Below are 9,000 nucleotides of genomic sequence, written 5' to 3' on the forward strand. Positions count from 1 at the left end.
ACTAGCGCTGGTCGAGAATGTGCAGCACGCCCGGCACCATCGTGATGTCGATCGGCAGCGCAGCAAAACGTTCACCGTCGGCATAGGCGGTGATGTCTTCGGACTCGATGCGGATGTGCTTTCCGCGATACACCGTGACGCGCGGGTCACTGAGATGCGTGCCCGTGAAAACGCGAGGGAAGACGCGCAAGAAAGCCAACCGCGAGAGAGCTTCGACGACAAGAACGTCGGCCAGGCCGTCATCCACTAGCGCATCCGGGGTCACTTTCATGCCGCCACCGAGCGACACGTTGTTGCCTACGCTGATGAGCGCACCCGTAGTTTCAATTACTTTGTCATCGATCGTGAGCTTGTACTTGATGGCCCGCAGGCGCAGCAACTCGATGATGAGAGCGACCGTATAGCGACTCGGGCCCTTCGGCCACGACATCAGGTTCGCGCGTTCGTTGACGATCGCATCAAAGCCAGCAGCGAGCACGCAGGCGAACCAGCGGGTCGCAGCGGTTCCGGTGGCGTCGTCGACGTAAGCGACGCTGCCCGCATCGATGGCACGCGGCGGGCGGCCGAGACCGCGCACAACGCTGGCGATCGCGGCATCCGTGTCATCGAAAGGAATGCCCAAACCGCGAGCCATGTCATTGCCGGTGCCCGAAGGGATGATGCCAAGCGGAACCGTTGTTTTGGCAACCAGATTGGTGCCGAGGTTGACCATCCCATCGCCGCCAACAACAAGGAGAGCATCCGGCTTCTTGGCAACAGCTTTGCGGCCGCGTTTCAGCAGCAGCGCAAAGTTTGCTTCCTCGAGAGCAGTGACCTCATGGCCGAGAGCGCGCAACGCTTCAACGGCTCGAGGGCCAACACTCTTGCGTTTACCAAAAGACGCTGTCGGATTAATCGCGACAACAAGACGAAGGGGTTTGATCGACTCCACGTGTTCAGTATGTCGCACTGATTCCCATCAGATGCACCGCGTGCGCCACCGGTCTAGGCTCAGGGCATGAATGTCACCAAGTATGAGCACGCGTGCCTCGTTCTTGAGCACGAGAACCAACGACTCGTTATCGACCCCGGCGGCTTCACCGCACCGCTGCCGCCGCTCGACAACGTGACCGCGATCGTGATCACCCACCAGCACCCCGACCACTGGACCGGCGAGCAACTTGCGCGCATCCGCGAGAACAATCCCGACGCGCCAATCTTCGGCCCTGCCGGTGTCGCGGCCGCTGCCAGTGACTGGAACGTCACCACAGTCGTCGACGGCGCGAATGAAACTGTTGGTGTGTGGACGCTGGAATTCTTTGGTGGCGAGCATGCTGTCATCCACGAATCGATCCCCGTCATCGACAACCTTGGCGTGCTCGTGAACGGCGAGTTTTGGTATGGCGGCGACTCATTTACTGTGCCGCCGAAACCTGTCGCGAGCGCCGCGATTCCCGCCGGTGCTCCGTGGTTGAAGATCAGCGAGGTCATGGATTACGTGGCTGAGCTTGCGCCCAAGCGTGCGATTCAGACGCACGATGCCGTGCTTTCTGACAAGGGGCTCGCCCTGTCTGTGGCCCGCATCACGGATGTCATGGTTGGTTATGGTGGCGAGTTCACGGTGCTGCGGCCCGGTGAGACGCTCGCGCTCTAAACATCCAAGCATCCTCACAGCTTTTTGCAGTTGTGCATTTTTGCAGTCTCTGCAATTATTGCTGGGTGCCTGATACTCCTCCCCTTGGTCTACGTGACCGTAAGCGACTCGAAACGCGACTGCGCATCGAAACCGCCGCAGTCGACATCGTCACGACTGAGGGCCTTGATGGCGCCACGGTCGACATGATTAGCGAGCGCGCGGATATTTCGCCGCGCACTTTCTTCAACTATTTCGACAGCAAAGAGGATGCCATTCTCGGCATTCAAGATGTGGGTGAAGTGCAGCGCGCGATTGCGTCTGGCGTGGCATCCGCCGAAACCGATGATCTGGTTTCTGCGATCGTCTCCACAATGTTCCAAATTTTTGGCCCTATGGCCGCACGAACCCAGCTCAAAACTCAGCGGATGGCCCTCGTCAAAGAGCACCCACGCTTGTTGAGCAGACAGATCCACCAGTTCACGCAGCTCAACAGCACGATGAGTGCCGCAGTTGTTGAATTCCTCACCAAGCGAGAAGCTACCCTCCCCCGCGACCCTGAACATGTCGCCGAGATCGCTGTAGCTACTTGCGTCGCATCCGTTCGAATTGCAGTCAAGGAGTGGATCGCTGACGGCGCTAGTGCCGACATCGACACCATGTACCTGCGCGCAGTCGGACTTACACGAGAAACGCTAACAACCCTTTAATGACAACAACGAACGACGCCACTACGAACGACGCTGAAGTCATGACCACGAGTGACCCCGCAACCAAGCGCAGCATCCTGCTCCTGTTTGCCGGCCTCATGGTCACTATGTTGCTTTCGGCACTCGACCAAACAATTTTCAGTACCGCGTTGCCCACAATCGTCGGCGAGCTCGACGGCGTCAACCGCATGCTGTGGGTCACGACCGCCTACATCTTGGCGGCCACCATCATGATGCCCGTCTACGGAAAGCTCGGCGACCTCATCGGTCGCAAGGGGCTCTTCGTTGGCGCGATCAGCATCTTCATGATCGGCTCAGTTGTCGGCGGCCTTGCTCCCGACATGACCTGGCTGATCATCGGTCGCGCCATTCAGGGTCTCGGTGGCGGTGGCCTCATGATCCTGTCGCAGGCGATCATCGCCGATGTGGTTCCCGCTCGTGAGCGTGGCCGCTACATGGGTGCGATCGGTGGCGTCTTCGCTCTCGCCAGTGTCGCCGGACCTCTGCTCGGTGGCTGGTTCACTGAGTCCATCGGATGGCGTTGGGCGTTCTGGATGAACCTTCCGCTCGGCGCGTTGGCGATCCTCGCTGCCGTCACGCTGTTGAAGCTCCCCAAGACCTCGAAGCGCAAGCCAACCATCGATGTTGCCGGAATGGTTCTGTTAGCGATCACCTCGACCGCTATCGTGCTCGTCACGACCTGGGGCGGCACGCAATACGACTGGGATTCGCTGATCATCATCTCGCTGATCGCCATTGCCGTTATCGCTGGTTTCTCCTTCGTCATGGTGGAGCGCGCTGCTGCTGAGCCGATCATGCCTTTGCACATGTTCAAGGAACGTAACTTCGTGCTGACCACGTCATCCGGTCTCATCACGGGTGTCGCTATGTTTGGTGCTCTTGCCTACATGCCCACGTACCTGCAGATGGCTACCGGCGTGAATGCGACCCAGGCTGGGTTCTTGATGATCCCGATGATGGGTGCACTGCTGGTGAGTTCGGTGACGGCAGGCCAGCTGGTGAGCCGCACGGGTCGCTACAAGTGGCTGCCGCTGACGGGTTCCATCATTGTGGCGATCGGTCTGGCTCTGCTCTCGACGATGACTCCGGATCTGCCGCTCTGGATTCTCTGCTCCTACCTCGCCGTGATGGGCCTGGGGCTTGGTATGAGCATGCAGATTCTGGTGCTAATCGTGCAGAACACGTTCCCGAACTCGCAGGTGGGTACCGCTACGGCATCCAACAACTACTTCCGCCAGATTGGTGCCTCAATCGGTACCGCGGTTGTTGGCAGCCTATTTGTGGCTCGCCTCACCGACCTGCTGGACACTCGCCTTCCAGCCGCTGCTGCTGGAGCGACGGGTGACACGAACTCGTTGACTCCGGGCGCCGTGCGCGACCTTCCGGATGCCGTACGCGAGATCATCGTCGGTTCCTACAACGACGCACTTGCGCCAGTGTTCCTCTATATGGTGCCGCTTGTGTTGCTCTCGGCAGTTTTGCTGGCGTTCGTAAAGGAGGTTCCGCTGGCAACGACCATCAAGCGTGACGAACCCGCTGACAGCCTCAACGTGCTCGGCGAGGACGTTGAGGCGAGAAAGTAATCGCTGGGCCCGGTGAGGGGCGGAACGGCGGTTAGTCCAGGCCCAGGTAGGCCTCGATGACCTTCTCGTCAGCGAGCAACTCGTGCGCGGGTCCGAAATGTGAAACCTCGCCGGTTTCCAGCACGTAGCCATAATCAGCTGCCGCTAGGGCGCGTCGAGCGTTCTGCTCAACGAGCACCACGGTGGTGCCTGTCAGCCGGATCTCCTCGATCACTGCAAAGACCTCGTCGACGATCTTCGGCGCGAGCCCCATCGACGGTTCATCGAGCAGGAGAACTTTGGGCTCGGCAATCAGGGCGCGGGCGATCGACAGCATCTGCTGCTCGCCACCGGACAGCGCGCCCGCGTGCAGCTTGCGTCGTTCGAACAACACTGGAAAACGTTCGTAGACCTCGGAGACTTTCGCGTGCAGGGTGCTGTTTTTTCGGTGCCAGCCTCCTAGGCTGAGATTCTCGGCCACGGTGAGCGTGCCAAGAATTTCTCGCCCTTCGGGTACCTGCACCAGTCCGGCCTTCACAAGTCGGTGCGCTGGCCACTTGGTGATGTCGTTGCCCTCGAACGTGATGACGCCCTGGCGAGGACGCAGCAGACCTGAAACGGCGTTCAAGACGGAGGTCTTGCCTGCGCCGTTGGCTCCCACCAAGGTGACCAGTGCACCCTCGGGCACCTCGAAGGACACGTTGCGCACAGCCTCCACACGGCCATAGTTGACCCCCAAGCCCTCGACGCTCAGGATCGGATCGCTCATCGGTTCTCCTCCGGGTTCGTCTCGCCGTCGGGAGCAGGGTCGCTGTGATGCCCCGACTGATCGCTGTCCCGGTCGGCGGCGACCTGAGCGAGGTTCTCTGAAGCGAGCACGGATGCCGCCTCCTCGTCTTCGTCAGAGCCGGAAGAGCCGAGGTATGCCTCAAGCACCCGCGGGTCCCTAGCAATGTCACCAGGCTTTCCGAAAGCGATGATCTCACCGAAGTTCAGCACCATGATGCGATCACAGGTGGCCAGCATCATCCTCACGTTGTGCTCGATTACGAGCACCGCGATTCCGTCGGCGGCAAGCGAACGAATAAGCTCCGACAAACTTGCTGCTTCGACATGGTTCATTCCGGCAGCAGGCTCATCGAGCACCAGAAGAGACGGATGCGAGGCCAGCGCACGAGCGATCTCTAACCGACGCTGGTCGCCATAGGAGAGGTCACCGGCGGCATTGGACGCCTTGTCGGCGAGCCCAACGCGAATCAACTGCGCAGAGGCCATAGCCACGGCTTCGCGCTCCGAACGACGAGCCGAGGGCAGAAACAACAGTCGACGCAGCAGCGTGTCCTGAGTAATGCGGTACCCGCCGACGAGCACATTCTCGAGCGCGGAGAGTCGGTTGAAGAGCTTGATTTGCTGGAAAGTGCGCGCAACTCCGGCCTGGGCTAAGCGGTGAGCCTTTGTGGTGGCGGAAAGCGGAACGCCAAGTACAGTGCCGGTTCCCGTGGTCGGAGGCGTCAAGGCGGTGACCATGTTCACGAGGGTGGTCTTGCCTGCACCGTTCGGACCGATCAGGCCGAGAACCTCCCCGGCATTCACGGTGAGGTCTACCGATTGCACGGCGTGCACTCCTCCGTAGGACTTGCCGAGGCGGCTGAGGCTCACGAGTTCAGAGCCGGCCGCAGGCAAGGCAGGCAGGGTGGGCCGAAGCGAGGGATCTGCGATCAGTCTCTTGGCCGATTTTCTCCGCGGGATGAGGCCTGAGAGTCCGCCCGGGAGGAAGAGAATCACCACGAGGAGCAGCACGCCGGAGATGGTCGGGCGGATCCATCCAGCGTCAATACCGATCACGCGCTGCACCTCAGGAAGGACGCTGAGGAACGCGGAGCCGAGGATCGGACCAACAAACAGGGTGACTCCACCGACTACGGCCGTGACTAAGCCATCTACCGCGGCCGTGAACGAGAACTCGTTTGGGTCGGCAAACCGAGAGAAGTGGGCGAGCAGCACGCCGTAGAGGCCAGCAACCGCTCCCGCGATCACGAACGAAGCCATCCGGTACCGGGGAACATCGATTCCCATCGTGGTTGCGGCTAGTTCGTCTTCCCTGATCGCGGCGAAGGCTCGCCCCAGTCGGGAACCAGACAGGCGCCAGAACCAGTAGGCAACAACGGCTAGAGCGATCCAGGCGATGCCGGGGCCGACGAGCTTCGAGAAGCTCAGCCCTTGCGCGCCGTTCGTCCAGCTCTGGTTGATCAGGAAGATTCGTACCATTTCGCCGAAGGCGAGGGTTGCGATCGCCAGAAATACTCCGCGCAGACGGATGACGGGCAGACCCAGGATGAACGCGGCGATAGCGCCAACGAACATGCCGAAAACGATGCCGATAGCCAGCGGGGGGATAAAACCGAACAGTGGCTCCGCGGGGACAACGAGGGCGGAGGTGAACGCGGCCAGCGAGGCGAGCCCGACCTGGGCCAGGCTCAGCTGGCCGGCGATGAGTACGGCATAGAAGCTGTAAGCGAGGATCGCGGTCAAGGCGATCAGGGTGATGAGCGAGGTGTAATCCGCGAACATGATTAGACCTCCCGCGTCTTGCGTGCGCCGAATAGGCCCTGCGGCCGAAGGATCAGGATAAGGAACAACAGCCCGAACGCCACCATGTCTCGCCACGAACTGCCGATGTAGTTCACGGCCAGCACCTCGGCCACACCGAGGATCAGGCCGCCGACCAGGGCACCCGGCAAGGATCCCATCCCGCCGACGACGATCACGGCGAGGGCTTTGAGCTCCACGGCATGACCAATCCCCAAGGAGGCGGCGTTCACGTTCAGAGTGAACAGCACGCCAGCCACCGCGCCAAGTGCGGAGGAGAGTGCGAAGGTGGTGCTGCTGATCCGGCCAACGTTAAGGCCAAGAACCGCGGCGGCGTGCGGGTTCTCGGCGATCGTGCGCATGCCGCGGCCGAGCTTTGATTTGGCCACAAGCCAGGTCAGAACAACCATGAGCGACACACTGATGATCAGGATGATGACCTGAAGCAGAGAAACAGTCGCACCGAAGATTTCAACCCGGGTACTCGGAAACGCATCCGCGGGAAAACGCCGGGTGTCTGCGCCGTACAGTGCCTGCAGCAGCGAGAGAATGATTGCGCCGAAGGCGATGGAAGAGATCAGCCCTGCGAAGTGCGCATCGTGCCGGCCTGCGAGCGGCCGGAAAGCGATGCGTTCGATCAGGATTCCCAGCACCGCGCCGACAACCAAAATGATGGGAATGAGCAGCCAGATCGGAACACCGAATAGGGTCACGATCTCGATTCCGACTAGGGCACCGGCGGTGAAGACTGCGGCGTGGGCCAAGTTCAGCCGGTCAAGAATACCGAACACGAGGGTAAAACCGATCGCGAACAACGCGTAGATCGAGCCGAGAAAAATCCCGTCCAAGAAGAGTTGCATTGGTGATGTCCCTGTCTTTCGGCGCGTGCCGCCCGAAGGCGGCACGCGTGTGTTGCCGGTGCGGTGACGCTAGTTCAGGATGACGAACTCGCCGTCCTGAACGATCTGCACGAGGGCGTCGTGTTCAACGTCGCGGTTCTCATTCAGGCTCACACTGCCAAGAACCGTCGGAACGTCGGTGATGTCGCCGAGGCCCATCTTGATGTCCTCGCGTTCGCCCGAGCATGTGGCGCGAACGGCCTGGTCGATGATCTGCATCCCTGCATACGCTTGCGCGGCGAACTGATCCGGAGCCGAGCTGTACATAGCGGTGAAGTCCTCGATGAACTTCACGTTCTGCTCGTTGTCAGAAGCCGAGTTCCACGCGGCACCGACGATGACGCCCTCAGCTGCTTCGCCGGCACCAGTAATCAGAGCCGGTGAGTTGAACCCGTTGCCACCGATGATCGGGGTGTCAATTCCGATCTCGCGGGCCTGGGTGACGAGCGGTACAGCCGCGTCAATGAGGCCGGAGACGATGATCGCGTCGGCGTTAGACTGCTTGGCCTTATTGAGCAAGGCGCGGAAGTCGGTGTCTGACTTGGAGAACGTGAGGGTGTCGGCTACGTCGACGTTCTGGTCCTCAAGCGCTGCGGCGAAAGCCTGGTAACCGGATTCGGTGAAGGCGTCATCGTTGGCGTACATGACAACGACCTTCTTCACGCCGAGCTTGTCAACGGCAGCCTTGACGGTCTGCGGGATGACGGCGTCCTCGGTGAGCGAGTCACGGAAGATGTAGTCGCCGATGTCGGTAATGCCCGCTGCAGTATTTGATACGCCCAGCACGGGAACCCCTGCGTCTTGCGCGATCGGGTCCGTCTGCTTCGCCGTATTAGACAGGGTAGGGCCGATGATGATGCTGGCGCCAGAGCTAATAAAGCTGTCGAATACTTGAATGGCCTGTTTCGGGTCGGTCGCGTCGTCTTCGACGGAAAGTTCGTAGGTGACCCCGCCGACTGCGTTGAGGTCCTTGACCGCCAATTCCAGCGCGTTTTTCTGGCCCTCACCATATTGGGCGGCCGCGCCCGTGAGGCTGAATGCGGCGGCAATAGGCACGGCGGAATCGATAACGCATTCCGCTCCAGTTCCCGTTCCCGTCAAGCTGCCATCGGCAGTCGAATCCGTTCCCGCGGGAGCGCTGCAGGCAGTAAGTGCGAGCAATAAGGTTGAACCGCAGGCAGCGGCAGAGAGCAGTTTTCTTCTCATAGTGGACCTCCTTGGCCAAGATTGGCGAGCTGCCTAGCGCATAGACAAACTCGTCTGGGCGAGTCTATCTTTCCCCACCCTTTCGCCTAAACGCCGGCACTGCTTTACGCTGTCGCGGTGTCGTTGCCAACGAGGAACTTTCGGCGCGTGTTCGGCGCCATCGTGCGCCCGAAGGGTGCTATCGCGGCATCGATCATCAAGAAGACGCCGGTCTCGAAGCACGTAAGTGCGATGCTCACGATGCGCGGCACGCCCACTGGATGATTTTTGCACGGGGTCACGAAGAGTCGACGCTCACCCGAGGAATCATGTCAAGATGCGCGCGAGGATTGATTCGTGGAATCATTTGAGAGTGCGCGCGAGGATGGTCTGGCTGCTGGTCCTTTCTTGCTGGTCGTCAG

At 60.6% G+C, this 9,000-nt stretch carries 9 protein-coding genes; 3 read left to right on the plus strand and 6 right to left on the minus strand.

All coding sequences use genetic code 11. From position 1 onward, the window contains the following. Position 1: 1 nt before the first annotated feature. Positions 2–931, minus strand: a complete 930-nt coding sequence (locus ABD112_RS05365; protein ID WP_343923861.1) for a diacylglycerol kinase family protein — start codon at positions 929–931, stop codon at positions 2–4. A 66-nt stretch (positions 932–997) separates the two neighbouring features. Here ABD112_RS05365 and ABD112_RS05370 point away from each other — a divergent pair, with 66 nt between their 5' ends. The 3 genes from ABD112_RS05370 to ABD112_RS05380 all read left to right on the plus strand — a co-directional run bounded on the left by ABD112_RS05370 (position 998) and on the right by ABD112_RS05380 (position 3,926). Beyond that, positions 998–1,633 carry an MBL fold metallo-hydrolase gene (locus ABD112_RS05370; RefSeq protein ID WP_343923863.1) on the plus strand — a complete coding sequence of 212 codons (636 nt, stop codon included), beginning with the start codon at positions 998–1,000 and terminating at the stop codon, positions 1,631–1,633. Between the two features lie 65 nt (positions 1,634–1,698). Continuing rightward, on the plus strand, positions 1,699–2,322 hold the full coding sequence (locus ABD112_RS05375) for a TetR/AcrR family transcriptional regulator (RefSeq protein WP_343923865.1): 624 nt from the start codon (positions 1,699–1,701) through the stop codon (positions 2,320–2,322). Beyond that, a complete protein-coding gene (locus tag ABD112_RS05380; RefSeq protein ID WP_425563801.1) occupies positions 2,322–3,926 on the plus strand; it encodes an MDR family MFS transporter in 1,605 nt (534 codons plus the stop codon). Before ABD112_RS05375 ends, ABD112_RS05380 begins: the two co-directional genes overlap by 1 nt. A 31-nt stretch (positions 3,927–3,957) precedes the next feature. Here the strand turns inward: ABD112_RS05380 and ABD112_RS05385 are convergent, their stop codons facing one another. The 5 genes from ABD112_RS05385 to ABD112_RS05405 all read right to left on the minus strand — a co-directional run bounded on the left by ABD112_RS05385 (position 3,958) and on the right by ABD112_RS05405 (position 8,856). Next, positions 3,958–4,674, minus strand: a complete 717-nt coding sequence (locus ABD112_RS05385) for an ABC transporter ATP-binding protein (RefSeq protein WP_343923867.1) — start codon at positions 4,672–4,674, stop codon at positions 3,958–3,960. Further along, the gene (locus ABD112_RS05390) at positions 4,671–6,476 is read right to left on the minus strand and encodes a branched-chain amino acid ABC transporter ATP-binding protein/permease (RefSeq protein WP_343923869.1); all 1,806 of its coding nucleotides are present in this window, start codon (positions 6,474–6,476) and stop codon (positions 4,671–4,673) included. The genes ABD112_RS05385 and ABD112_RS05390 overlap by 4 nt, the downstream gene beginning before the upstream one ends. A 2-nt stretch (positions 6,477–6,478) precedes the next feature. Continuing rightward, on the minus strand, positions 6,479–7,354 hold the full coding sequence (locus ABD112_RS05395; protein WP_343923871.1) for a branched-chain amino acid ABC transporter permease: 876 nt from the start codon (positions 7,352–7,354) through the stop codon (positions 6,479–6,481). 69 nt (positions 7,355–7,423) lie between these two features. Beyond that, positions 7,424–8,599 carry an ABC transporter substrate-binding protein gene (locus ABD112_RS05400; RefSeq protein ID WP_343923872.1) on the minus strand — a complete coding sequence of 392 codons (1,176 nt, stop codon included), beginning with the start codon at positions 8,597–8,599 and terminating at the stop codon, positions 7,424–7,426. A 104-nt stretch (positions 8,600–8,703) separates the two neighbouring features. Further along, positions 8,704–8,856 (minus strand): hypothetical protein, encoded by a 153-nt coding sequence (locus ABD112_RS05405; RefSeq protein WP_343923874.1) that lies wholly within the window; start codon positions 8,854–8,856, stop codon positions 8,704–8,706. Positions 8,857–9,000 lie beyond the last annotated feature (144 nt).

It is taken from the genome of Rhodoglobus aureus (assembly GCF_039527955.1).
GTDB lineage: Bacteria > Actinomycetota > Actinomycetes > Actinomycetales > Microbacteriaceae > Rhodoglobus > Rhodoglobus aureus.

What these genes read in the sequence shown, in the direction of transcription:
- ABD112_RS05370 (WP_343923863.1), top strand. Translation starts at nt 998, where the DNA reads ATGAATGTCACCAAGTATGAGCACGCGTGCCTCGTTCTTGAGCACGAG.
- ABD112_RS05380 (WP_425563801.1), top strand. Translation starts at nt 2,322, where the DNA reads ATGACAACAACGAACGACGCCACTACGAACGACGCTGAAGTCATGACC.
- ABD112_RS05385 (WP_343923867.1), bottom strand. Translation starts at nt 4,674, where the DNA reads ATGAGCGATCCGATCCTGAGCGTCGAGGGCTTGGGGGTCAACTATGGC.
- ABD112_RS05390 (WP_343923869.1), bottom strand. Translation starts at nt 6,476, where the DNA reads ATGTTCGCGGATTACACCTCGCTCATCACCCTGATCGCCTTGACCGCG.
- ABD112_RS05395 (WP_343923871.1), bottom strand. Translation starts at nt 7,354, where the DNA reads ATGCAACTCTTCTTGGACGGGATTTTTCTCGGCTCGATCTACGCGTTG.
- ABD112_RS05400 (WP_343923872.1), bottom strand. Translation starts at nt 8,599, where the DNA reads ATGAGAAGAAAACTGCTCTCTGCCGCTGCCTGCGGTTCAACCTTATTG.